General features: G+C 37.8%; 19 protein-coding genes and 2 tRNA genes. 16 read left to right on the top strand and 5 right to left on the bottom strand.

Annotated features, from left to right (window positions below):
* Positions 1-9 precede the first annotated feature (9 nt).
* From tuf to CGC52_RS02615, 12 genes are all read left to right on the top strand, one after another.
* Positions 10-1,197 carry an elongation factor Tu gene (gene tuf, locus CGC52_RS02670; RefSeq protein ID WP_042344887.1) on the top strand — a complete coding sequence of 396 codons (1,188 nt, stop codon included), beginning with the start codon at positions 10-12 and terminating at the stop codon, positions 1,195-1,197.
* A gap of 73 nt (positions 1,198-1,270) precedes the next feature.
* Positions 1,271-1,341 (top strand) — tRNA-Trp (locus CGC52_RS02665).
* A 16-nt stretch (positions 1,342-1,357) separates the two neighbouring features.
* Positions 1,358-1,543, top strand: a complete 186-nt coding sequence (gene secE, locus CGC52_RS02660) for a preprotein translocase subunit SecE (protein ID WP_042005296.1) — start codon at positions 1,358-1,360, stop codon at positions 1,541-1,543.
* A 12-nt stretch (positions 1,544-1,555) separates the two neighbouring features.
* On the top strand, positions 1,556-2,107 hold the full coding sequence (gene nusG / locus CGC52_RS02655) for a transcription termination/antitermination protein NusG (protein ID WP_042005297.1): 552 nt from the start codon (positions 1,556-1,558) through the stop codon (positions 2,105-2,107).
* Between the two features lie 54 nt (positions 2,108-2,161).
* Positions 2,162-2,599 carry a 50S ribosomal protein L11 gene (rplK, locus tag CGC52_RS02650; protein ID WP_042005298.1) on the top strand — a complete coding sequence of 146 codons (438 nt, stop codon included), beginning with the start codon at positions 2,162-2,164 and terminating at the stop codon, positions 2,597-2,599.
* Between the two features lie 11 nt (positions 2,600-2,610).
* Complete coding sequence (rplA, locus tag CGC52_RS02645) at positions 2,611-3,300, top strand: 50S ribosomal protein L1 (protein WP_042005299.1); 690 nt, start codon at positions 2,611-2,613, stop codon at positions 3,298-3,300.
* Positions 3,301-3,322: 22 nt separating this feature from the next.
* Entirely contained in the window at positions 3,323-3,838 is a 516-nt protein-coding gene (rplJ, locus tag CGC52_RS02640) for a 50S ribosomal protein L10 (RefSeq protein WP_042005300.1), read from the top strand.
* A gap of 53 nt (positions 3,839-3,891) precedes the next feature.
* The gene (gene rplL, locus CGC52_RS02635; protein WP_095893361.1) at positions 3,892-4,266 is read left to right on the top strand and encodes a 50S ribosomal protein L7/L12; all 375 of its coding nucleotides are present in this window, start codon (positions 3,892-3,894) and stop codon (positions 4,264-4,266) included.
* Between the two features lie 265 nt (positions 4,267-4,531).
* Positions 4,532-8,341, top strand: a complete 3,810-nt coding sequence (gene rpoB, locus CGC52_RS02630) for a DNA-directed RNA polymerase subunit beta (RefSeq protein ID WP_042009083.1) — start codon at positions 4,532-4,534, stop codon at positions 8,339-8,341.
* Between the two features lie 86 nt (positions 8,342-8,427).
* Positions 8,428-8,775, top strand: coding sequence for an MmcQ/YjbR family DNA-binding protein (locus CGC52_RS02625; protein WP_042009081.1), 348 nt, complete (start codon positions 8,428-8,430; stop codon positions 8,773-8,775).
* A 104-nt stretch (positions 8,776-8,879) separates the two neighbouring features.
* Complete coding sequence (gene rpoC / locus CGC52_RS02620) at positions 8,880-13,172, top strand: DNA-directed RNA polymerase subunit beta' (protein WP_095893360.1); 4,293 nt, start codon at positions 8,880-8,882, stop codon at positions 13,170-13,172.
* A 4-nt stretch (positions 13,173-13,176) separates the two neighbouring features.
* Positions 13,177-13,488 (top strand): DUF3467 domain-containing protein, encoded by a 312-nt coding sequence (locus CGC52_RS02615; RefSeq protein WP_042009077.1) that lies wholly within the window; start codon positions 13,177-13,179, stop codon positions 13,486-13,488.
* Positions 13,489-13,642: 154 nt separating this feature from the next.
* Here the strand turns inward: CGC52_RS02615 and CGC52_RS02610 are convergent, their stop codons facing one another.
* The 5 genes from CGC52_RS02610 to CGC52_RS02590 are packed head-to-tail and all read right to left on the bottom strand — an operon-like array spanning position 13,643 to position 18,558.
* The gene (locus CGC52_RS02610; protein ID WP_095893359.1) at positions 13,643-14,827 is read right to left on the bottom strand and encodes a PNGase F N-terminal domain-containing protein; all 1,185 of its coding nucleotides are present in this window, start codon (positions 14,825-14,827) and stop codon (positions 13,643-13,645) included.
* Positions 14,828-14,880: 53 nt separating this feature from the next.
* Positions 14,881-16,188, bottom strand: a complete 1,308-nt coding sequence (locus CGC52_RS02605; RefSeq protein WP_095893358.1) for an NAD-dependent succinate-semialdehyde dehydrogenase — start codon at positions 16,186-16,188, stop codon at positions 14,881-14,883.
* A 31-nt stretch (positions 16,189-16,219) separates the two neighbouring features.
* The gene (locus CGC52_RS02600) at positions 16,220-17,557 is read right to left on the bottom strand and encodes an alpha-L-fucosidase (protein ID WP_095893357.1); all 1,338 of its coding nucleotides are present in this window, start codon (positions 17,555-17,557) and stop codon (positions 16,220-16,222) included.
* A gap of 30 nt (positions 17,558-17,587) precedes the next feature.
* Positions 17,588-17,791 carry a hypothetical protein gene (locus CGC52_RS02595; RefSeq protein WP_095893356.1) on the bottom strand — a complete coding sequence of 68 codons (204 nt, stop codon included), beginning with the start codon at positions 17,789-17,791 and terminating at the stop codon, positions 17,588-17,590.
* Positions 17,788-18,558, bottom strand: a complete 771-nt coding sequence (locus CGC52_RS02590) for an enoyl-CoA hydratase/isomerase family protein (RefSeq protein WP_095893355.1) — start codon at positions 18,556-18,558, stop codon at positions 17,788-17,790. The genes CGC52_RS02595 and CGC52_RS02590 overlap by 4 nt, the downstream gene beginning before the upstream one ends.
* An 81-nt stretch (positions 18,559-18,639) precedes the next feature.
* Between CGC52_RS02590 and CGC52_RS02585 the strand changes: the two genes are divergently transcribed.
* The 4 genes from CGC52_RS02585 (at position 18,640) to CGC52_RS02570 (ending at position 24,583) form a co-directional block, all read left to right on the top strand.
* Positions 18,640-18,713, top strand: a tRNA-Ala gene (locus CGC52_RS02585).
* A 160-nt stretch (positions 18,714-18,873) separates the two neighbouring features.
* Positions 18,874-20,295: a lipopolysaccharide biosynthesis protein gene (locus CGC52_RS02580; RefSeq protein ID WP_095893354.1), complete on the top strand. Its 1,422-nt coding sequence runs from the start codon at positions 18,874-18,876 to the stop codon at positions 20,293-20,295.
* 71 nt (positions 20,296-20,366) lie between these two features.
* Complete coding sequence (gene pflA, locus CGC52_RS02575; protein WP_095893353.1) at positions 20,367-21,128, top strand: pyruvate formate-lyase-activating protein; 762 nt, start codon at positions 20,367-20,369, stop codon at positions 21,126-21,128.
* Between the two features lie 353 nt (positions 21,129-21,481).
* On the top strand, positions 21,482-24,583 hold the full coding sequence (locus tag CGC52_RS02570; RefSeq protein ID WP_095894429.1) for a SusC/RagA family TonB-linked outer membrane protein: 3,102 nt from the start codon (positions 21,482-21,484) through the stop codon (positions 24,581-24,583).
* Positions 24,584-24,585 lie beyond the last annotated feature (2 nt).

Raw genomic sequence — 24,585 nt, 5'->3', positions numbered from 1 at the left:
TTATTAATCATGGCAAAAGAAACATTTGATCGTTCCAAACCCCACTTGAATATTGGTACTATCGGACACGTGGATCACGGTAAGACAACTTTGACAGCTGCTATCACTAAAGTATTATCTGATGCAGGTCTTTCTGAAGCAAGAAGTTTCGATTCAATCGATAACGCTCCTGAGGAAAAAGAAAGAGGTATCACCATCAACACTTCACACGTTGAATATCAAACAGCAAACCGTCACTACGCACACGTTGACTGTCCTGGTCACGCGGATTACGTTAAAAACATGATTACTGGTGCTGCTCAGATGGACGGAGCAATTCTAGTAGTTGCTGCTACGGATGGTCCAATGCCACAAACTCGTGAGCACATCCTTTTAGGACGTCAGGTAGGTATTCCTCGTATCGTTGTTTTCATGAACAAAGTGGATATGGTAGACGACCCAGAATTGTTAGAGCTTGTTGAGCTTGAAATGAGAGAGTTGTTGAGCTCTTATGACTATGATGGAGATAACGGACCTATCGTTCAAGGTTCTGCTTTAGGAGCTTTGAATGGTGAGCCAAAATGGGTTGATACAGTTATGAAACTAATGGAAGCTGTTGATAACTGGATTGAATTGCCAACTCGTGATATTGATAAGCCATTCTTGATGCCAGTTGAAGACGTGTTCACTATTACAGGACGTGGAACTGTAGCAACAGGACGTATTGAAACAGGGGTTGCTAAAACAGGTGAGGCTGTTGAAATCATCGGTATGGGAGCTGAGAAATTGACTTCTACAATCACGGGGGTAGAGATGTTCCGTAAAATCCTTGACAGAGGAGAGGCTGGTGATAACGTAGGTCTATTACTTCGTGGTATTGATAAAAAAGATATCAAACGTGGTATGGTTATTTGTAAACCAGGTTCTGTTAAGCCTCACGCTAAATTCAAAGCAGAGGTGTATATCTTGAGCAAAGAAGAGGGTGGACGTCATACTCCATTTAAAGATAAATATCGTCCTCAGTTCTATGTACGTACAACTGACGTAACAGGTACTATCTCATTACCTGAAGGAGTTGAGATGGTTATGCCAGGAGATAACGTAACAATTACAGTAGAGTTGTTACAAGCTATCGCTCTTAATGTAGGACTTCGTTTCGCTATCCGTGAAGGAGGACGTACAGTAGGTGCAGGTCAAGTAACTGAAATTCTTGACTAATAAGAATTGATATTTCAATTTAATAATATTAAAGAGGTTTTGAACTTTATGGTTCAAAACTTCTTTATGAAAGACGGGTGTAGTTCAAGGGTAGAATAGCGGTCTCCAAAACCGTTGATGGGGGTTCGAATCCCTCCACCCGTGCAAAAACGATAAGATAATGGTAAATTATATTAAAGAATCTTATGAGGAATTAAAAAATCACGTTACGTGGCCAACCTTAGCTCAGGCTCAAAAGGAAATGGTTATCGTAGTGGTTTTTTCAGTTTTGTTTTCACTCCTAATTTGGGGAATGGATTCTTTCTTTGAGTGGCTAATGGCTTGGTATTTTAACTTTATGAAGTAAAAAAATAACGGGATGTCTGGAATATTAGAGAAAAAATGGTACGTTGTTAAAGCTGTTACTGGACAAGAAAATAAGGTTAAGAACTACATAGAAAATGAAACTACTCGTTTGGGGTACGCTGATTATGTGGAGGAGGTTTTGGTGCCTACCGAGAAAGTTGTTCAGATTCGCAACGGAAAGAAAATAAATAAAGAGAAAGTGCATATGCCGGGCTATGTTATGGTAAAAGCAAACTTAGCAGGTGAAGTTATCCACATAATCAAATCAATTCCAGGAGTTGTTAGTTTTTTAAGTGAAACTAAAGGAGGAGATCCGCTTCCACTGAGAAAATCAGATGTGAACCGCATGTTGGGACAGGTCGATGATCTTGCCGAAAATGTAGAAGCTGTTGCGATTCCGTATACGGTTGGAGAAACAATTAAAGTAATTGATGGGCCGTTCAATGGTTTTAATGGAACAGTTGAAAAAGTAAATGAGGAAAAACGTAAACTTGAGGTAATGGTTAAAATTTTTGGACGAAAAACGCCACTTGAGTTGAGTTATATGCAAGTAGAAAAAGTATAAGACAAAAAAGTGTAATTTTATTTACACTTTAAATTTTTTAATTAATAATAAACAATGGCAAAAGAAATTAGTAAAGTAGTTAAGCTACAAGCTCGGGGAGGTCAAGCGAATCCGTCGCCACCAATTGGACCCGCATTAGGTGCTGCCGGTGTTAACATTATGGAGTTCTGTAAGCAGTTCAATGCTCGTACACAGGACAAACAAGGGAAAATTATCCCAGTTGTTATCACTGTTTATAAAGACAAGTCATTTGACTTTGTTACTAAAACCGCACCTGCTGCAGTTCAGCTATTGGAAGCCGCGAAGATTAAAGGAGGTTCAGGGCAACCTAACCGTAAAAAAGTAGGAAGCATTACTTGGGATCAAGTAAGAGCTATTGCAGAGGATAAAATGGCGGATTTGAATGCGTTTACTATTGAGTCTGCAATGAGTATGGTTGCTGGTACAGCACGTTCTATGGGTATAACAGTAACTGGTGATAAACCTTTTTAATCTGAAAAATTATGGCAAAATTGACAAAGAAACACAAAGAGGCTTTATCAAAGGTTGATTACAATAAATTGTACTCGTTGGCTGAGGCTTCTGCACTATTGAAACAAATCACATATACAAAGTTCGATGCTTCGGTTGATATTGCAGTTCGTTTGGGTGTTGATCCTCGTAAAGCAAATCAAATGGTTCGTGGTGTGGTTACGCTTCCACACGGAACAGGTAAGGACGTGAAAGTACTTGCGTTGGTAACTCCAGACAAAGAGGCTGAGGCCAAAGCTGCTGGTGCTGATTATGTTGGATTGGATGAATATCTGCAAAAAATTAAAGACGGTTGGACTGATGTTGACGTAATTGTTACAATGCCAAGTGTTATGGGTAAATTAGGTCCTCTTGGGCGCGTTTTAGGTCCTCGTGGTTTGATGCCTAATCCAAAAACAGGAACAGTAACAATGGAAATCGGGAAAGCAGTTCAAGAAGTGAAAGCAGGTAAGATTGACTTCCGTGTTGATAAAACAGGTATCGTTCACGCTGCTATTGGTAAGGTATCTTTCTCAGCGGAGCAAATTATTGACAACGCTCATGAGTTGATTCAGACATTAATAAAATTGAAACCTACTGCAGCAAAAGGAACTTATGTGAAGTCTATCTATTTGTCTTCAACAATGAGCCCAAGTGTGCCAGTAGATACGAAATCAGTTTAATTGGTAGTTAAAAAAGGAAATTATGACAAGAGAAGAAAAATCATTAGTAATAGAGGATTTGACTGCACGGTTAGCTGAGAATAACGTAATCTATGTTGCTGACCTAACTGGTTTGAATGCAGATGAAACAACAAACTTACGTAAGGCTTGTTTCAAGGCGAATATCAAATTGGCAGTTGTTAAAAATACGTTGCTTGCAAAGGCAATGGAGGCTTCTGAAAAAGAATTTGGTGAATTGCCGTCAGTTCTTAAAGGAAATAGTACTTTGATGTTTTCAGAGGTAGGAAATGCCCCTGCGAAACTTATCAAAGAATTCAGAAAAAAATCAGATAAATTGGTTTTAAAAGGTGCTTTTATTGAGGAAGCTATCTTCGTTGGAGCAGACCAATTAGAGACTTTGGTTGCAATCAAGTCGAGAGAGGAGCTTATTGGCGATATTATCGGATTGTTGCAATCACCTGCTAAAAATGTTGTTTCAGCTCTTAAATCAGGAGGTGGAAAATTGGCAGGTATTATTAAAACTTTGTCTGAAAAATAGTAGATTGAACGCACAAAATTAAATTTTATAACAAACTTAAAAAACGATAGAAAATGGCAGATTTAAAAAATTTCGCAGAACAATTAGTAAACTTAACAGTTAAAGAAGTAAACGAACTTGCTCAAATTTTAAAAGATGAGTACGGAATTGAGCCAGCAGCTGCAGCGGTTGCAGTAGCAGCAGGTCCAGCAGCAGCAGGTGAGGCTGTAGCTGAAAAAACAGAATTTGATGTATTCTTGAAATCAGCAGGTGCTAACAAATTAGCTGTTGTTAAATTGGTTAAAGAATTAACAGGTCTTGGACTTAAAGAAGCTAAAGAAGTAGTTGATGGAGCTCCTTCAAAAATTAAAGAAGGTGTATCTAAAGACGAAGCAGAAGGTCTTAAAAAGTCTTTAGAAGAAGCTGGAGCTGAAGTAGAATTGAAATAATTTTACGAAGTTTAACATATAAGGTTTAGGTCTTTTCTTGTACAGAATAGGCCTAAACCATTTTGCGTATTATATCGGTAATAAACTATTAGTTACAAAAACTTAGCTTTAATAGCTTGATAATTAATATGTTATTTCGTTGATTTATAGAAATCAATATTTGGGTTTTGAACAAAAAGTTTTAAAATCTGATTTTTTTTAATAAGGTTGCATATTGTTGTAACTTTAAAACGTTAGGCTTAAAGAATTAAATTTATAAAAATAGATGCTTACGAATCAAACTGCAAGAATCAATTTTGCTTCTGTAAAACACACACCAGACTATCCCGATTTTTTGGATATTCAGATTAAATCGTTCCAAGATTTTTTCCAATTGGAAACTAAATCGGAGGAGAGAGGCAATGAAGGGTTATATAACACATTTAAAGAGAATTTCCCAATAACAGACACGCGTAATCAGTTTGTGTTGGAGTTTTTAGACTATTTTATTGACCCACCTCGCTACACTATTCAGGAGTGTATCGAAAGAGGTTTAACTTATAGTGTGCCGTTAAAAGCAAGATTGAAACTATATTGTACAGATCCTGAACACGAAGATTTTGAAACTATTGTACAAGATGTCTATTTGGGAACTGTTCCTTATATGACTGCCAGTGGTACGTTCGTTATCAATGGAGCTGAGCGTGTAATCGTTTCACAATTGCACCGTTCACCAGGAGTTTTCTTCGGGCAGTCGTTCCACGCAAATGGAACAAAATTATATTCAGCCAGAATTATTCCTTTTAAAGGTTCTTGGATTGAATTCGCTACAGACATTAACAATGTGATGTATGCGTACATTGATAGAAAGAAAAAATTACCTGTAACAACTTTGTTCCGTGCTATTGGTTTTGAGCGGGATAAGGATATTTTAGAGATATTTGATTTGGCTGAAGAGATCAAAGTTTCTAAGACAGGTTTGAAGAAATATATTGGTCGTCGTTTAGCTGCTCGTGTGTTGAATACGTGGCACGAAGACTTTGTTGATGAAGATACAGGAGAGGTGGTATCTATTGAGCGTAATGAAATTATTCTCGACCGAGATACTGTTTTAGATAAAGATAATATAGAGGAAATTGTTGAAGCTGACGTGAAAACTATTCTTCTCCATAAAGAGGATAGCCAAGCAACAGATTATACAATTATTCATAATACTCTACAAAAAGACCCTACAAACTCTGAAAAAGAGGCTGTAGAACATATTTATCGTCAGTTGCGTAACGCTGAACCACCTGATGAAGAGACAGCTCGTGGCATTATCGATAAATTATTCTTCTCTGACCAACGTTATAATTTGGGAGATGTAGGGCGTTACAGAATTAATAAAAAATTAGGAATAGATATTCCAGAAGATAAGCAAGTTTTAACAAAAGAAGATATCATAACAATTGTTAAGTACTTAATTGAGCTTATCAATTCAAAAGCGGAAGTTGATGATATTGATCACTTGTCAAATCGTCGTGTGCGTACGGTAGGTGAGCAACTTTCGGCTCAGTTTGGTGTTGGACTTTCTCGTATGGCTCGTACGATTCGTGAACGTATGAATGTTCGTGATAATGAGGTGTTTACTCCTATTGACTTGATTAATGCTAAAACACTTTCATCGGTAATCAATTCGTTTTTTGGAACGAATCAGCTTTCTCAGTTTATGGATCAAACCAATCCACTCGCTGAGATTACGCACAAACGAAGATTGTCAGCTTTGGGGCCAGGAGGACTTTCACGTGAACGTGCAGGTTTTGAGGTGCGTGACGTTCATTACACACATTACGGACGCCTGTGTCCTATTGAAACTCCTGAGGGACCAAACATCGGTTTGATTTCATCTTTGGCTGTGTTCTCAAAAGTAAATTCAATGGGATTCATTGAAACTCCTTACCACAAGGTTACTAACGGGAAGGTAGACTTGAAAGACATGACCTATTTGAGTGCTGAAGAGGAAGAAGGACTTAAGATCGGTATGGCAAACATCAGTTTGGATAAAGAGGGTAATATTACAGAAGAGAGAGTTGTTGTAAAAGAAGATGGGGATTTTCCTGTAATTGAACCTAATCAAGTGGAGTTTATTGACGTTGCTCCTAATCAGATTGCTTCTATTTCGGCTTCGTTGATTCCTTTCTTGGAGCATGATGATGCTAACCGTGCTTTGATGGGATCGAATATGATGCGCCAAGCGGTACCTTTATTGAAACCAGAGGCTCCAATTGTTGGGACAGGTTTGGAGCGTCGCGTGGCATCCGATGCACGTGTTCTGATGAACGCAGAGGGTGATGGTGTAGTAGAATATGTTGATGCTGAGAAAATTATAATTACATATGACCGTACTGAGAATCAAAAATTAGTGAGTTTTGAGGAAGAACAAACGGTTTATGATCTTATTAAATTCCAAAAAACGAATCAAGGAACTTGTATCAACTTGAAGCCTATCGTTCGAAAAGGAGATAGAGTGACTAAAGGTCAGGTACTTTGTGATGGATATGCTACTGAACAAGGGGAGTTAGCCTTAGGGCGAAATATGAAAGTAGCGTTTATGCCTTGGAAAGGATATAACTTCGAGGATGCTATTGTTATTTCAGAACGTGTGGTTCGTGAGGATATTTTTACGTCTATCCACATTGACGAGTATTCGTTGGAAGTTCGTGATACTAAGTTAGGTGCAGAAGAGTTGACCAACGACATTCCAAACGTTTCAGAAGAAGCTACCAAAGATTTGGATGAAAATGGTATGATTCGTATCGGTGCAGAGGTGCGACCTGGAGATATTCTTATTGGGAAAATTACTCCTAAAGGAGAGTCAGATCCTACACCCGAAGAGAAATTGCTTCGTGCGATTTTTGGAGATAAAGCAGGAGATGTAAAAGATGCGTCGTTGAAAGCATCGCCTTCGCTTTACGGGGTTGTTGTAGATAAGAAATTGTTCTCACGCGTTGTTAAAGATAAGAGAAAGCGTGGAAAAGAAAAAGAAGATGTTGCAGTGGTTGAGGCTTCTTACAATTCTAAATTCCAGGCTCTAAAAGATAAATTAATCACTAAATTGTTTACACTGGTTGAAGGAAAAACATCACAAGGTGTAACCAATGATTTGGGAGAAGAAATTATCCCGAAAGGTAAAAAATATTCGGTAAAGGCTTTAGAAGCAGTTGACGATTATGCTCATATAGTTTCTGGTGGTTGGACGGATGACAAAGAGGTGAATACGTTGATTGATGACTTGTTGCATAACTACAAAATTAAGTTGAATGACTTGCAAGGAGCATTACGTCGTGAGAAGTTTACTATCTCAGTGGGGGATGAGTTACCAGCAGGAATTTTGAAATTGGCGAAAGTGTATATAGCCAAAAAACGTAAGCTGAAAGTAGGAGATAAAATGGCAGGTCGTCACGGAAATAAAGGTATTGTAGCTCGTATTGTTCGTGATGAAGATATGCCGTTCTTGGAAGATGGAACTCCTGTGGATATAGTGTTGAACCCTCTTGGGGTACCTTCTCGTATGAATATCGGACAGATTTATGAAACCGTTCTCGGTTGGGCAGGTCAAAAATTAGGTCAGAAGTACGCTACGCCTATTTTTGATGGAGCATCGTTGGAGCAAATCAATGCATTGACTGACGAGGCAGGTATTCCACGTTTTGGACATACTTATCTGTATGATGGAGGAACTGGAGAGCGTTTTGATCAACCTGCAACTGTTGGGGTTATCTATATGATTAAACTCGGACACATGATCGATGATAAGATGCACGCACGTTCTATCGGGCCTTATTCGCTTATTACCCAACAACCACTTGGAGGTAAGGCTCAGTTTGGAGGTCAGCGTTTTGGAGAGATGGAGGTTTGGGCATTGGAAGCATATGGAGCTTCAAGCACATTGCGTGAAATCTTAACCGTGAAGTCCGACGACGTAATCGGTAGAGCTAAAACGTATGAGGCAATCGTTAAAGGAGAAACAATGCCAGAACCAGGGCTTCCTGAATCGTTCAACGTATTGATGCACGAACTTAAAGGTCTTGGACTTGATATAAGATTAGAAGAATAAAAAAAAACAAAATTCAGAAACTTTGCCAAAGTATTCCTTTGGCAGAGTTTTAAGTGTTTCTAAGATTATTAAAATACTCATTTTTGATGAATATCGAAGAATTGCGTGAATTTTGTCTGTCGCTTAAAGCTTCTGAAGAAAGTTTTCCTTTTGATGATAATATTCTGGTTTTTTCAGTTAAAGGGAAAATGTTCTGCTTGGTAAACATCACAAAATATGAGTTTATAAATATCAAGTGTGATCCTGAAGAAGCGGTTGAGCTTCGTGAACAATATGCAGAAGTTACTCCAGGTTGGCATATGAATAAAAAACATTGGAACAGTGTCCAAATTAATGGAAAAATTTCCGATAAATTACTTAGAAAATGGATTTTCAATTCATATGAGCTTGTAGTAAAGAGGTTACCAAAGAAGGTTCAAGAAGAATTATTTTAAAATTGAATATTTTTTTAATAAATCCTCTAAAATTAAAAGTTTTAAAAACCTTTTAAAGGTTTTGCAAAAAATAAAAAAATAAAATTCATACCGCATAATATATTATGGCAAGAGTAAAAGACAAAGTTACAACGACGAAGTTTGACAAAATTTCTATTGGGTTGGCATCGCCTGAATCTATTTTGGCAGTTTCGCGTGGTGAGGTTATTAAACCTGAAACGATTAACTATCGTACGCACAAACCTGAGCGAGATGGGTTGTTCTGTGAGCGTATTTTTGGGCCTGTTAAGGACTATGAATGTGCTTGTGGAAAATATAAACGTATTCGTTACAAAGGGATTGTTTGCGACCGTTGTGGGGTAGAAGTAACAGAGAAAAAAGTGCGTCGTGATAGAGTAGGGCATATCAACTTAGTGGTACCGATTGCACACATTTGGTATTTCCGATCATTACCGAATAAAATCGGATATTTGTTGGGATTGCCGTCCAAAAAATTGGATATGATTATCTACTATGAGAGATATGTGGTTATCCAACCAGGAATTGCAAAAGGACCAGATGGCGAGGATATCCAACCGATGGATTTTTTGACGGAGGAAGAATATCTAAATATTATGGAAACTCTTCCTGTTGAGAATCAGTATTTAGAAGATACTGACCCGAATAAATTCGTTGCCAAAATGGGAGCTGAATGTCTTTTAGATTTGTTGCAACGTTTGGATTTGGACGAACTTTCGTATGATTTACGCCATAAAGCTAACAGTGAAAGTTCTAAACAACGTAAAACAGAGGCTTTGAAGCGTTTGCAAGTGGTTGAAGCGTTTCGTGAGGCAAAAAATAATCGTGAAAATAAACCTGAATGGATGATAATGAAGGTAATCCCTGTGATTCCGCCTGAGTTGCGTCCGTTGGTGCCGTTGGATGGAGGGCGTTTTGCAACTTCTGATTTGAATGATTTGTATCGTCGTGTGATTATTCGTAATAATCGTTTGAAGCGATTGATGGAAATCAAAGCACCCGAGGTAATTTTGCGTAACGAAAAACGTATGTTACAAGAATCTGTGGATTCATTGTTTGATAACACACGTAAATCATCAGCAGTAAAAACGGAATCAAATCGTCCGTTGAAGTCATTGTCTGATTCATTGAAAGGTAAGCAAGGTCGTTTCCGTCAGAATTTACTTGGAAAACGTGTGGATTACTCAGCACGTTCTGTAATTGTGGTAGGGCCTGAACTTAAATTATACGAGTGTGGTTTGCCTAAAAATATGGCAGCAGAACTTTACAAACCGTTTGTTATCCGTAAGTTAATTGAGCGCGGAATTGTAAAAACAGTTAAGTCAGCTAAGAAAATTATCGATAAGAAAGAGCCTGTAGTTTGGGATATTTTAGATAACGTGATTAAAGGGCATCCAGTGCTTCTGAACCGTGCTCCTACGTTGCACCGTTTGGGTATCCAAGCATTCCAGCCGAAGTTGATTGAAGGTAAAGCGATCCAGTTGCACCCATTGGTGTGTACGGCGTTTAATGCTGACTTCGACGGTGACCAAATGGCGGTACACTTGCCGTTGGGGCCTGAAGCTATTTTGGAAGCTCAATTGTTGATGTTAGCATCACATAATATCTTGAATCCTGCGAACGGTTCCCCAATTACAGTACCTTCTCAAGACATGGTTCTTGGCTTGTATTATATGACCAAAGGAAGACGTTCAACACCTGAGTATCCAATTAAAGGAGAAGGCTTGACATTCTATTCTGCGGAAGAGGTAAATATCGCCTACAATGAAAGAAAGTTGAATTTGAATGCCTTTATCAAAGTACGTGTAAGAGATTTAGGAGAAAATGGTGAAGAAGTTTACAAGGTAATTGAAACTACCACAGGTCGTGTATTGTTCAACGAAGTGGTGCCACGTGAAGCAGGATATATCAACGAGGTATTGACCAAAAAATCGTTGCGAGACATTATTGGACATATTTTGAAATCAACAAGTATTCCAACGACAGCGGAATTCTTAGATAAAATTAAAAATATGGGTTACAAATTCGCTTTCCAAGGTGGATTGTCATTCAGTTTAGGGGATATTATTATTCCACAAGAAAAAGAAAAGATGATTGCCGAGGCAAACGGATTGGTTGAAGGTATTGTAGCCAACTATAATATGGGACTTATCACCAATAACGAGCGTTATAATCAGGTAATTGATGTGTGGACATCTACTAATGCTCAGTTAACAGAATTGGCTATGAAGCGAATCAGTAGTGATCAACAAGGGTTCAATTCTGTATATATGATGTTGGATTCAGGAGCGAGGGGTTCAAAAGAGCAGATTCGTCAGTTGACAGGTATGCGTGGATTGATGGCAAAACCTAAAAAGTCGACTGTAGGAGGAGGTGAGATTATCGAAAACCCAATCTTGTCGAACTTTAAAGAGGGATTATCAATCTTAGAATACTTTATTTCAACTCACGGAGCTCGTAAAGGTCTTGCCGATACGGCTTTGAAAACAGCGGATGCTGGTTACTTGACTCGTCGTCTGGTGGATGTATCGCAAGATGTAATTATTAATACAGATGATTGTGGTACATTACGAGGAGTCGAAGTTCGTGCTTTGAAGAAAAACGAAGAGGTTGTAGAAACTTTAGGAGAGCGTATTTTAGGACGTGTTTCATTGCACGATGTTTACAATCCATTAACCGAGGAATTGCTTGTTAAAGCAGGAGATGAAATTACTGAAAAAGCTGTAGCTAAGATTACAGAAGCTCCAATTGAAATGGTGGAAGTACGTTCAGCACTTACGTGTGAAGCAAAACACGGAATTTGTGCAAAATGCTACGGACGAAACCTTTCAACAGGTAAAATGGTACAAACGGGAGAGGCTGTCGGAGTTGTTGCTGCACAATCTATCGGTGAGCCAGGTACACAGCTTACGCTTCGAACATTCCACGCAGGGGGTACAGCAGGAAACATCTCTGAGGAGAGCAAGTTAGAAGCTCGTTTCGATGGAGTCGTTGAAATTGATGATTTGCGAACAGTAAAAGGACAAGATTATGAAGGAAATCCAGTGAACGTTGTCATTTCACGTACTTCGGAGTTGAAAGTGGTTGAACCAAAGTCAGGTTTGGTACTACATACTCATAATATTCCATATGGGGCACACATTTTTGTTAAAGACAAGCAAGAAGTTAATAAAGGCGATGTTCTTTGCCAGTGGGATCCATATAATGCCGTGATTATCTCAGAGTTTTCAGGGAAAATTGCTTATGAAGGTATCGAACAAGGGGTCACTTACCAAATCGAAATTGATGAGCAAACAGGATTCCAAGAAAAAGTGATTGTTGAATCAAGAAATAAACGCTTGATTCCAACGTTATTAATTCAAGATAAAGACGGAGAGACCTTCCGTTCCTACACTTTGCCAGTTGGTGCACACTTGATGGTGGACGATGGAAGTAAGATTAAAGAAGGTAAGGTATTGGTGAAAATCCCACGTAGATCAGCGAAATCGGGTGATATTACCGGAGGTTTGCCACGTGTTACTGAATTGTTCGAGGCACGTAATCCTTCCAATCCAGCAATCGTTTCGGAAATTGACGGGGTAGTTTCTTTCGGAAAAATAAAACGAGGTAACCGAGAAATTGTTATTGAATCCAAAACAGGTGAAGTTCGCAAATATTTGGTGAAGTTGTCTAACCAAATTTTGGTACAAGAGAATGACTTTGTACGTGCGGGTATGCCTCTTTCTGATGGTTCTGTAACTCCTGATGATATTTTGAATATTAAAGGACCTTCTGCCGTTCAGCAGTATTTAGTAAATGAAGTTCAAGAGGTATATCGTTTGCAAGGGGTGAAAATCAACGACAAACATTTTGAGGTGATTGTACGTCAGATGATGCGTAAGGTTGAAATTCAAGATCCAGGTGACACCCTATTCCTAGAAGGACAATTAGTTCACAAAGATGATTTTATTGAGGAGAACGACAAATTATTCGGACAGAAAATAGTTGAAGATGCGGGAGATTCTGAAAACCTTAAGGCAGGACAAATCGTTTCTTTACGTCAGTTGCGTGATGAAAATTCCTTGCTAAAACGAGGTGATAAAAATTTAGTAGAGGCTCGTGATGTGATTCCTGCAACGGCAACGCCTGTACTACAGGGAATTACAAGAGCTTCGCTACAAACAAAATCGTTCATTTCAGCAGCATCATTCCAAGAAACAACTAAAGTCTTGAATGAAGCAGCAGTAAACGGAAAAGTGGATTTCCTTGACGGATTGAAAGAGAATGTAATCGTTGGGCATAGAATTCCAGCGGGTACAGGTCTGAAACGTTACGAGAAAATTATCGTAGGTTCAAAAGCAGAGGAAGAAGTGGTTGTTGAGAAGAAAAAATCAAGATAGGACAATGAGTAGCATAAACGAAAATGCAGAAAATCAGTTGAGTATTGAATTGGATGAAAAGGTAGCTGATGGGGTTTATTCAAACTTGGCGGTCATCAATCATTCATCGACTGAATTTGTTGTGGATTTTATCAATGTGATGCCAGGAATGCCCAAAGCACGGGTTAAAAGCCGTATTATATTGACTCCACAACATGCCAAACGTTTGTTAAACGCTTTGTCAGAAAATATCCAACGTTTTGAGCAATCACATGGTTCAATTCACGAGAATGAACATCATCCTGTACCTCTTTTCGGATTGAAAGGGGAAGCATAGATAAAATGTAAATAGGCTATTCAAAGAGTATTGGATAGCCTATTTTATTTTTACCACATAGCCTTAAATATGAAGAGTGAAGTTTATCTGTTACAGACTAATCCCCCATAAAAAGATTTTGCTACTTTTTAAGGGGGATTATTTAGTATTAGTGCTACTTATCTGATACTAAGTAACTTGATACAAGCCAATGGTTTTGTTGGTCTCCAGTATTGGCGGTAGCAGGAATTACAATTTCGATAGTATGTTTTCCTTTTTTGAGCGTACCAAGTGATACGTTCTCAGGAACTACTGCTGAGCCAGGGCACCAATTGGAACGTGATAAATCGGATGAAGCTAATCGTTCTTCAACGGCTTTCTTTACGCGTTCGTAGTTTTCGTTATATGCAAAAGCAGTGTCCTTGCGCGTCCATACACCTGATGAAGGATTGAATCTTCTGAAAGCAGCACAATCATCACGCCAAGGAATGAAGTCAATCACTTTTTTACTATTAAAAAAAACAGAATTTTTAATTTTGATGAACTCATCTCCACCGCTATGTCCTCCATGTCCAGTAGTGATGTAGTATAATTCAGCATTTTTTACATCTTTTTTAAGGGTTATGTCATGTTTTAGTGTAGTTTTAGCAAATAAATCGGGGATTTTTTGTCCATTTACATAGTAAATAGTGTTCACCAACGGAGTAACCACTTTTTTTGGTCGTGGTCTACCAGAGTAAGTTAGCGAAACATCTGCCAAATATCCTTTGTCAGTCCACGTGTCGATCCAAATGCCGATGTAAAAAGTGCCCGTTAGGAGAGATTCTAACTGAGAAACGTCCTGTTGCCAAACAACTTTATCTTCCCATTTTGGTACAGATACAGGGCGACCATATTTCATGTTTGGATATTTTTGCTCATCGCTGAAATGTCCCACTCCGAAAGGAGTCATAAATCGGAGAATTTCTATCGGCAGGTCATACGATGAAACTGCTTTGATTCCGTGGTAGTTATTGTCAGTTCCACTTTCATTAGGTAATTGTTTCGAACCCTGAGCCACGTTGATAACGTTAATCAAGTCTTCGTTTTTAAAGACGAAACAAGAACCTGATTTGTCCCAAGGATCGCCGTTGGAACGAATGGTTATTTCTACAGAAACATCAGTTCCTTTACGATATTCAGGGATGTGTATTTTTTTTACCAGTAAACGTCCGCTTTGCAAACGAATAACATCTGCAGGAGCTTCCCCTTTCTCTGAAAAATTAACCAAGGCATTCTCAAAGACTTTTACAGTCTTTGCATTTTGCCCGAATGAATAAATACTCGAAAATAAAAATAAAGCTACTAATATTTGTTTCATATATCCGTTATTTTAAATTCTAAAACTACAAAAAATCAATTTACCAAAACTATTTACTTTACGACCACTGTTTTGATATTTGCAAACTCATACATTCCAAAGGAAGAGAGTTCCCTGCCGTAACCGGATTTTTTAATACCTCCGAAAGGTAAATTCGGATCACTAATGAGCATTTCGTTGATGTACACAGCTCCTTCTTCAAATCGATAAGCCTGTGATTTTACGAACTCTGTATTCTTTGAAAAAATAGATACACCTAATCCAAATTCAGACTGATTGCTAAGTTCTACAGCTTCGTCAAAAGTACTGAACGTGGTGATAGCTGCCACAGGGCCAAAAGTTTCTTCTTTAAAAATTGCCATTGATGGAGTTACCTCAGTGATAATTGTAGGTTCATAGAACGCACCTTTACGGTTTCCTCCACAGATAAGTTTTGCTCCTTCTTGAATACTCTCTGTGACCATTTTCTCTAATTCTATAGCCAAATCCTCACGTGCCATTGCTCCAATTTGCGTTGTTGGATCAAATTTATCTCCCGTTTTCAGCGCTTGAATCTTGCTTCTATATTCATTTATAAAAGTTTCAGCGATATTTTCGTCTACCAAAAAACGTTTGGCGGCAATGCAACTCTGTCCTGTATTTTGCATACGAGCCATTACAGCTACCGATGTAGCTAACTCTAAATCAGCATCTTTACACACAATAAAAGCCGCACTTCCGCCCAATTCCAAGACTGATTTTTTGAGATGTTTTCCCGCGTTTCCGGCTACAGCTTTTCCTGCATTTTCGCTTCCTGTGAGTGATACACCCTTAATGTGTGGATGAGCGATAATATCGGCTACGTATTTGCTGTCTAAGAATAAGTTTTTATACAACGGAAAATCAATTTTGTCTGAATTGAAAATCGTTTCCAGTAAATTTGCCGATTTCGGCACATTCGAAGCGTGTTTAATAACAAACAAATTCCCTAAAATCATATTTGGAATTACAAAACGAAACACTTGCCAAAACGGAAAATTCCAAGGCATTACCCCCAATAGAACTCCTATCGGTTCAAAATTTACCCGACTTTCCGACCACTGTGTTTTTACCAACCTTGGAGCAATAAAATTTTCTGCATTGGTGATGTAATAATCACACAAATAGGCACACTTATTTACCTCAGCAATGGCTTGAGTGATTGGTTTGTTCATGTCTTCAGTAATGGCATGTGCGTATAACGATGTGTTGGAGAGCAATTTATCTCGTATTTCCTGAACGATTGTTAGGCGCTTTTTTAAATCAAACTCTTTCCACCGTTTGTAAGATGACTGTAAAGTCTCGATTCTTGAAAAAGCGTTTTCCAAAGTTGTGTGTGTCATTACAAATTTATTTTGTATATTCTTTAATAATTTATTGATTTTCAGTTAATTTATTTTCAAAAGTTAATTCTATGACATAGTCAGGAGCGGTTGGCACCTTCGGAAATTTAAGCCAAATTCCGTCTTTATCCTGCGAGAACTGTATATTTTTTTTGCTATCGAATTCTATTGCTTTTTTTAGTTTATTTCCTGCGTATGGCAAAAATAAAGCTTTATCTTTCCAATCAAGTACGTGAACGTAGAGCGTTTTGTTTCGTTGGGTGGTTACTCCCCAATCGCGTGGTGTTATAACGCCTCCTCGTGTACCCTGAATGGTAGGAGCATATTTTTTCATCCATTCTCCCATTTCTTTAAGACGTTGCACAGCCACAGCAGGGAGCATTCCATCGGGTTGAGGTCCAACATTCATTAGTAAATTTGCATTTTTACCTGCGGCTTTTACTAAATATTGAATGAGTGTTTCAGTCGATTTGTAATTCTGATCGATGATTTTGTATCCCCACATTCCATTCATAGTTTCGCAGGTTTCGAGAGGTAATTTGCTGATATCTTGTCCTGAAAGTCCTGCTTTATTTTCTCCGGGGAGGTCTCGTTCAAATATTTGTATGTCTTCACCAGCAAAAGGTATCAGATGATGGTTATTACCGATTAAACAAGCTGGTTGTAGGCTATGGATGAGTTGATATTGCTCATGCAAATTCCAAGTTTCAGGTGTCATACCGTCAGGATAGATGTCTTTATCCCACATTCCATCAAACCAAATGGCTCCAATCTCACCATAATTAGTGAGTAGTTCTGTTAGTTGGTTATTCATAAATTTATGGTAATCTTCCCATTTCCCGTGTGTGGTTCTGCCTGTACCTTTACCCGTTCTTCCCAGAGGATAATAGTCGTTGCGTCTCCAATCCAAATGAGAGTAGTACAAATGCAATCGGATTCCTTGCTTTTTACATTCATCGGCAATTTCTTTGATGATGTCGCGTTTGAAAGGTGTGGCTTTCACTATGTTATAGTCACAATATTTTGTGTTGAACATGGAGAACCCATCGTGGTGTCGAGTAGTGATCGTAATATATTTAGCTCCAGAGGCTTTAATCGCTGAGACCCATTCTGCAGCGTTGAACTTAGCAGGGTAAAATCCACCTGCAAGTTTTTCGTATTCTTGCCAGTGTAAGTTTTTGTTGTGCATAACCCACTCACCGTCAGCAAGCATTGAGTAAAGCCCCCAATGGATAAATATGCCGAATTTATCGTCCTGAAAATTACTTCGAGCCTTTAAATTTTCGGCCGATGGTTTGTAATTCGGCTGTGTCCAAACAGACAGGCTACCCATTATTAATGCAACTAAAAGGATATTTTTTGTTTTCATAATATATTTATAATTAGTTGGTTATAAAATTTAATCATCTAAAAGGTTTTCATCACCATTTGATTTGTTTTTCATATAGGAATACATCAAATATGCTAAGATTACAAGCACCACGAAAGGAAGCATATTCCCGATGAAAATCCCGATGCTGTATTGTTCATCAGGGGCTTCAGCTAGTTTTTGTTTTATGATGTCGATATTATCTTGTTGTTGTAATAGTAATTGTATTCTCATTGATTTTTAAATTTAGAGAGCATTGATTTGGTTTGTTCAGAAAGGACTAATTTCCCAGATATTTCAGCATTTTTCGGTAACTCTTCGAGCCAATGTTCGGTGTGTTGCCATGTGATTCGTTTCATTTCGGTAAGTGCCATAGGATTTGCCTGTAGTAAACGATCTAAGAAGTGACCTAAAGCTTCGTCCATTTCTTTGATATTTTCAAACACTCGTGCATAAAGTCCTTTTTGTTGAGCCCAGTAGGCATTTTTCCATTGGTCAGGAGCCATAAAAAGCTCATTCAAAGTAGCCTGTCCTGTTTTTCGTAAAATTACGGGAGCAATAACAAAAGGCCCTATCCCAAGTGAAAGTTCTGAAAGTTTGATAGTTGCGGCTTCCGTTGCGAACACATAGTCCATAGCAGCCACAAGCCCGACTCCTCCGCCAACGGTTTTTCCTTGCACCCGACCTATAATCAATTTTTCACATCGACGTATGGCTAAAAATACGTTTGCGAATCCGTTGAAAAATCGAGTGCCTTCGGTTTCATTATCAATGGTCAAAAGTTCGTCAAAAGAAGCTCCAGCACAAAAAGCTTTGTCACCTTCGCTTTTGACTACAATCAGACTGACATCTTTGTTTTCAGATAATAAATCAAATTCTTTAGCCAAGCGTTCTAATAACTCAAGCGGAAAAGAATTCGCATGAGGATGTCCAAATTCGATGGTTGCTACGCGATTTTCTATTTTAGTGTATAATGAACCGTTTATTCTATTAGTTCCCATAATTTTAATTTTCCCCAAAAGTAAAAAAAAATATCGAAAATAGATTATTTATCCAAAAAAATATTTTACCTTTGCCCCAAAGGGGATGTAGCTCAGTTGGCTAGAGCGTTTGGCTGGCAGCCAAAAGGTCGTGGGTTCGAGCCCCATCTTCTCCACAACAAGTGTTGAAAATCAAAAAAATGTACTAATTAAGGACTAATACTGAGGCTACTCGGTTTTAGTCTTTGTTTTTTTCTAAAATAAGCAATTAACCTGAATAGGAAAGCGGGAATATCTTAGGCTATTCTCGGATAGTAAAAATATTCAATTATAATCATGAGTAAACTGAAAAAACTATTCAAACATACGTTCGTCTATGGACTGGCTACCGTACTGCCACGTGTTTTAACTCTTCTGTTGACAAATTTTTATACACATAAACTTGAAAAACAAGATTTTGGTATTTATTCGGGGTTGTTCGTATATTTGATTTTAGGGAATGTGTTGCTTTCTTATGGGATGGAAACCGCTTTTTTCCGTTTTGTGAATAAGGAAACCGATAAAAAGAAAGTACAATCTACGGCGCTTACCTCAGTAACAGTTAGTTCTTTTCTGTTTTTAGTGGGAGCTATCCTTTTGCAAAATCATATTGCCGAGTGGTTGAATTACAAGGTAGAGTATATCCGATTGGCTATCTACATATTGGTATTGGATGCGTTGGTTGTAATTCCGTTTGCGTGGCTTCGCAATGAGGGGAAATCGGTGATTTATGCTTTGATTAAGATTGGAAATGTAGTGGTAAATTTACTACTTAATCTGTATTTTTTCTTGGTGTTAAGCAATCATATTGATAAAACAGATGAAGGGGTTGTTTTTATTTTTATGTCTAATTTCATAGCGAGTTTACTTACTTTTTTGGTGCTTCTTCCTCTTTATTTCCGAATTAAATTCAGTTTTTCTGTTGCTTTATGGAAACAGATGATGCGTTATGGCTTCCCTGTACTCATTGCGGGAATCGCTTTTGCTGTAAATGAAGGTTTTGACCGTGTTTTTTTGCGGATGCTTCTTCCCGTTGATACTGCTGATGCTACTATCGGTGTTTATTCCGCATGCTACAAGATGGGGATGTTTATGACACTTTTTGTAACAGCGTACAAATTAGGTGTTGAACCTTTCTTTTTCAGTAACGCACAAGACAAAAATGCACCAAAGACCTACGCTTTGGTAACGGAATATTTTATTCTCTTTGGAGCTTTCATATTGTTATTTATTACTGTTTTTATAGATGTATTAAAGTATATAATTGTATCAAATTCAGAGTATTGGGAGGCTTTGTGGATAGTTCCTGTCATTTTGTTGGCAAATCTTTGTTTGGGGATTTATCACAGTCTTTCGGTGTGGTACAAGGTCACTGATAGAACCAATTTCGGAGCATATGTATCTGTTTTAGGGATGTTTATTACCGTGATTGTTAATTTCCTGTTGATTCCTTTAATAAGTTACAAAGGTTCGGCATTAGCTACCCTTGCTACCTATTTTGTTATGATGTCGGTATCTTTTTGGGTTGGACAAAAAAAATATCCAATACCCTATAATATTAAAAAAATAGGAATATATTTGGGATTTAGCATAATATCTTCATTTATAGTATTCTATGTTTTTGATAAAAACATTTATATAGGGACTGTCTTTTTATTGCTTTATGTTCTATTAGTTGTAAAACAGGAAAAACAGCTAATTAGGCATTTAAAGCGTTGATTTTGTTTTTTAGGTTAGAAAGATGTACATTTGTGACTAAAATATGTTAAAGTAAATATAGGCACCTTTTTATGGAAACACATCCGTTGCGAGCAGCTATTCATTCGGTTGAATCTTTTGGAAATATTGATGGGCCAGGCATACGCTATGTTGTTTTTTTTCAGGGGTGTATGTTGCGTTGTAAGTATTGTCATAATCCTGACACTTGGGAATTGCATAATGACGATGCAAAGATGATAACCACGGATGAATTGGTTAGCGATATTGTTAAGTATAAAACTTTCTTTCAAGCTAGTGGAGGAGGAGTGACTCTCAGTGGTGGTGAGCCTTTATTGCAGTTAGATTTTGTTTTAGAACTTTTTACAAAATTAAAGTCATTAGGAATAAGTACTTGCGTAGATACCTGTGGTGGGTTTTATGCTAATACCCCGATTATCAATGAAAAAATTCTTAAGTTAATATCTCTTACCGATTTGTTTTTGGTGGACATCAAACATATTGATGATACACAACACCAACGTCTTACCAAACGACATAATAAAAATATTATCACTTTCATTGATTTTTTAAGCCAAAATGGAGCTAAAATGTGGGTTCGCCATGTGTTAGTACCTAAATGGACCGATGATGATGTATACTTACAAAAACTTCGCGATTATATCGACACTTTACAAGGAGTAGAGCGTGTTGAGGTTCTTCCCTACCACGATATGGCTAAATTCAAATACGATGAATTGGGAATTGATTATCCGTTGAAGGATATTGAGCGTCCGTCGAAAGAGCGCATTGAAAATGCTATTAAAATTTTAGGCGCCAGGTATGATTTGGATTGATTTTCTGCCCACAACTCATCATTCCCACATATCGGATATTTTTCTTCATAGCTAATAAACGTTTTCCTCTAAATTTATATTGAAATCCCAAACAATCTGTTAACTAAAATTTGCATATATTTTTATACTAGGTTGATCAATTTTATATAGGGTTCAAGAATTTTTACGGAGGAAAAACATTTGTATTTTTTAAAAGTGCTGATTTTCAGATAAATGTAATGTTTAAAAAATCACATTAAAATCTTTTTGTTATATTTATGTAGAAAAATAGTTAAAAAAGTTTTTTGTTAACATAAATTTCTTTATTTTTGTAGGGCAGATATTTTAATTACTTAACCAAAAACATGTACAATATGAAAAGAAAGTTTTTAGTAACATTTGTGCTAACGATGGTTTTTTGTTTCCATTGGTTGTATGCACAAAATCGTACGGTTAGTGGTGTAGTTACCGATGAATCAGGGATTCCACTTTCAGGGGTGAGCGTTTTAGTTAAAGGAACAACCCGAGGAGTGTCCACCGATTTTGATGGTAAGTACAACATTCAAGCTCAAGCAGAAGAAATCCTTATTTTCAGTTCCATGGGATTTGTTACGCAAGAGAAAAAAGCTAACGTGACCAAACTCAATGTTATGTTGAAAGAAGACGCTGAAGAGTTGGAAGAGGTTGTTGTAACGGCATTAGGTATCAAACGAAGTGAAAAAGCTCTTGGATATGCTTTACAGGAAATTGACGGAACAAAGTTACTTGAGGCTCGTGATGCTAACGTAACAAATGCTCTTTCAGGGAAAGTATCTGGTTTGCAGATTGTTAAAGGAGCGGGAGGTATGGCTGGTTCTTCAAAAATTGTGTTGAGAGGGCAAAATTCACTCACAGGAGATAATCAGCCACTGATTGTTGTAGATGGTGTGCCAATAGACAATAAAGCTAGTGGAGCTGCCGATATTTGGGGAAATTCGGGAATGGATATGGGGAACGGACTTTCCGATATCAATCCGGAAGACATAGAAAGCCTTACTGTTTTGAAAGGAGCTTCGGCAGCAGCACTTTACGGTTCTCGTGCTGGAAATGGAGTTATTCTGATTACCACCAAATCAGGAAAGGAAAAGAAAGGACTTGGAATTACATTTTCAACGACTCTTGCCACTGAAGATATTTTTGTTAAACCAGCATTGCAAAATACTTATGCACAAGGGGTTGATAATTTATACGATCCTAAAACAGCTCGAAACTGGGGGCCAAGAATTGAAGGACAAACAGTAACTAATTGGAATAACAAGCAAGTGAAATTGGAGGCGTATGATAATATGAATAATTTCTTTCGTACAGGAATTACAGCCACACAAGTTCTTTCTTTCCAGCAACAAATAAATAAAACTTCGGTATACGGTTCTGTTAACTATATGGATAATACCAGTATGGTGCCTGAAACGGATATGAATCGTACATCAATGGCATTGCGAACTACAACTAATTTAGGAGCAAGTGATCGTTGGAAAGTAGATTTTAAAATCAATTATGTGAACACTCAGGCTCATAATCGTCCAATTCAAGGTTTGAACCAGTCAAATGTATTTAAAACCTTGACCATATTCCCTCGTACATTGGATATTCGTGAATTCAATCCACCGATAGTTAACGGACAACAAGTGTGGTATGATACGCAAACATTGCCCGACGACAACCCTTGGTGGACTCTTAAGTACAATACAAACAACGACGTGCGTAATCGTTATATCAGTTTTGGAGCGGTAACCTACGAATTTACAAATTGGTTACGAGGAGAAGTAAAAGGAGGATTGGACTACTACAACACAAAAATGTATCAACGCAAACATTCGGGAAGTTTATCAGTGCCAAAAAACGGACAATATGCAGAGGCTTCCAAAGAATTTTCTGAAAAGAACCTTAGCTTTCTGTTGATTGCTGAAAAAAGTGATTTACTGAAAGATCTTAACGGAACGTTGACCTTTGGAGGAAATCTAATGTCACAGCATATTTCAGAGATGAATGCTAAATCAGGAGATTTATTGATTCCTAACATATTCTCATTGAACAATGGTAAAGAAAAACCAACTGTAACCTCATTGATTACACAGCGAAAAATGAATTCATTATACGGTTCAGCACAAATCGGATGGAAAAATAGTTTGTATTTGGACGCAACTTTTCGTAACGATTGGTCTTCAACCATGAGTAAAGTAAATCGTTCCTATTTTTATCCATCTTTGAGTTTTTCTGGGGTGATTTCAGAATTGATAGAATTACCTGAATGGGTAACATTTGCCAAAGTAAGAGCTTCCTATGCTGAGGTGGGGAACGATTTAGAGCCTTATATGTTGTATAACAGTTACTCAGTTGCGAAAGACTATTGGGGTGTGCCAACAATTTCAACTAATGAAATTTTGTATGACCATTCAGTGCGTAGTGAGTTAGTAAAATCATATGAAGCTGGGCTTGATTTAAGACTTTTTAACAACCGAGTGCGATTAGATGCAGCTGTATATAAGACCAATGCTATGCGTCAATTATTACGTTTACCGATGGATGAAACTAGCGGATATAAATTCAAAATAATCAACGCAGGAAATATTGAAAATAAAGGAGTTGAACTTTCGTTAGGAGTAGGTATTTTACAAAATCCTGAAGGATTAAATTGGGATACAACGGTAAACTTTTCTAAGAATGAAAATCAAATTATCGACCTTTACCCAGGGGTAGCTTCCTATGAATTGCTTACAGTTGATGAGATTATGGTACTTGCTGAAGTAGGTAAAGAATATGGAGCAATTTATGGCTCGGCTATCCGTAGGGTCAATGATGCGAACAGTCCTCACAACGGAAAGATGATTCTTACTGCGGAAGGATTGCCTCAGCGAGATGCTGTAGCATTACATTATCTTGGAAATCAGCAACCTGATTACTTGTTAGGTTTTAGCAATAGTTTCTCATGGAAAGGAATTAATTTAGACTTTCTTGTAGATGCTCGTGTAGGAGGAAAAATGTTCTCTATGACACGTAATTTGCTTACAGGCTATGGAATGGCAGCAGAAACAGCTGTTGATGGTAAGCGAGATTCATTTGTTGTAGAAGGTGTAATAGCCAATAGCTCAGGAGGATATGATGTAAACACAAAACAAGTAACACCTCAACGTTATTGGGGAGCATTGGCCCAAAACAACATCGGAATCACTGAAGCTAATATGTATGATGCTACATCGGTACGTTTAAGAACCCTGTCATTAGGGTATACGTTTGGTAAAAAACACTTGGAAAGCATTGGAATCCAAAATCTCAAGTGTTCCTTCACGGCGAATAATCTTTGGTTGATTCACACTAACATTCCAGGAATTGATCCAGAATCAGTTTCAGGAACAGGCACAAACGTAACAGCATTGGAGTTTGGAGCGCCACCTACAAGCCGTACGTTTACGTTTAATATTACTATCGGACTTTAAAA

The sequence above is a fragment of the Capnocytophaga sp. H2931 genome, from assembly GCF_002302535.1.
Classification (GTDB): domain Bacteria; phylum Bacteroidota; class Bacteroidia; order Flavobacteriales; family Flavobacteriaceae; genus Capnocytophaga; species Capnocytophaga canis.
This window is presented reverse-complemented; position numbering and strand designations above follow the sequence as displayed.

Bases quoted from the DNA above. Each gene is read 5' to 3' on its own strand.
- rplL (WP_095893361.1), top strand. From the start codon at position 3,892: ATGGCAGATTTAAAAAATTTCGCAGAACAATTAGTAAACTTAACAGTT.
- CGC52_RS02590 (WP_095893355.1), bottom strand. From the start codon at position 18,558: ATGGGAACTAATAGAATAAACGGTTCATTATACACTAAAATAGAAAAT.
- secE (WP_042005296.1), top strand. From the start codon at position 1,358: ATGGTAAATTATATTAAAGAATCTTATGAGGAATTAAAAAATCACGTT.
- CGC52_RS02600 (WP_095893357.1), bottom strand. From the start codon at position 17,557: ATGAAAACAAAAAATATCCTTTTAGTTGCATTAATAATGGGTAGCCTG.
- CGC52_RS02625 (WP_042009081.1), top strand. From the start codon at position 8,428: ATGAATATCGAAGAATTGCGTGAATTTTGTCTGTCGCTTAAAGCTTCT.
- CGC52_RS02610 (WP_095893359.1), bottom strand. From the start codon at position 14,827: ATGAAACAAATATTAGTAGCTTTATTTTTATTTTCGAGTATTTATTCA.
- pflA (WP_095893353.1), top strand. From the start codon at position 20,367: ATGGAAACACATCCGTTGCGAGCAGCTATTCATTCGGTTGAATCTTTT.
- rpoB (WP_042009083.1), top strand. From the start codon at position 4,532: ATGCTTACGAATCAAACTGCAAGAATCAATTTTGCTTCTGTAAAACAC.
- nusG (WP_042005297.1), top strand. From the start codon at position 1,556: ATGTCTGGAATATTAGAGAAAAAATGGTACGTTGTTAAAGCTGTTACT.
- CGC52_RS02580 (WP_095893354.1), top strand. From the start codon at position 18,874: ATGAGTAAACTGAAAAAACTATTCAAACATACGTTCGTCTATGGACTG.
- tuf (WP_042344887.1), top strand. From the start codon at position 10: ATGGCAAAAGAAACATTTGATCGTTCCAAACCCCACTTGAATATTGGT.
- CGC52_RS02570 (WP_095894429.1), top strand. From the start codon at position 21,482: ATGAAAAGAAAGTTTTTAGTAACATTTGTGCTAACGATGGTTTTTTGT.
- CGC52_RS02615 (WP_042009077.1), top strand. From the start codon at position 13,177: ATGAGTAGCATAAACGAAAATGCAGAAAATCAGTTGAGTATTGAATTG.
- CGC52_RS02605 (WP_095893358.1), bottom strand. From the start codon at position 16,188: ATGACACACACAACTTTGGAAAACGCTTTTTCAAGAATCGAGACTTTA.
- rplK (WP_042005298.1), top strand. From the start codon at position 2,162: ATGGCAAAAGAAATTAGTAAAGTAGTTAAGCTACAAGCTCGGGGAGGT.
- rplJ (WP_042005300.1), top strand. From the start codon at position 3,323: ATGACAAGAGAAGAAAAATCATTAGTAATAGAGGATTTGACTGCACGG.
- rpoC (WP_095893360.1), top strand. From the start codon at position 8,880: ATGGCAAGAGTAAAAGACAAAGTTACAACGACGAAGTTTGACAAAATT.
- rplA (WP_042005299.1), top strand. From the start codon at position 2,611: ATGGCAAAATTGACAAAGAAACACAAAGAGGCTTTATCAAAGGTTGAT.
- CGC52_RS02595 (WP_095893356.1), bottom strand. From the start codon at position 17,791: ATGAGAATACAATTACTATTACAACAACAAGATAATATCGACATCATA.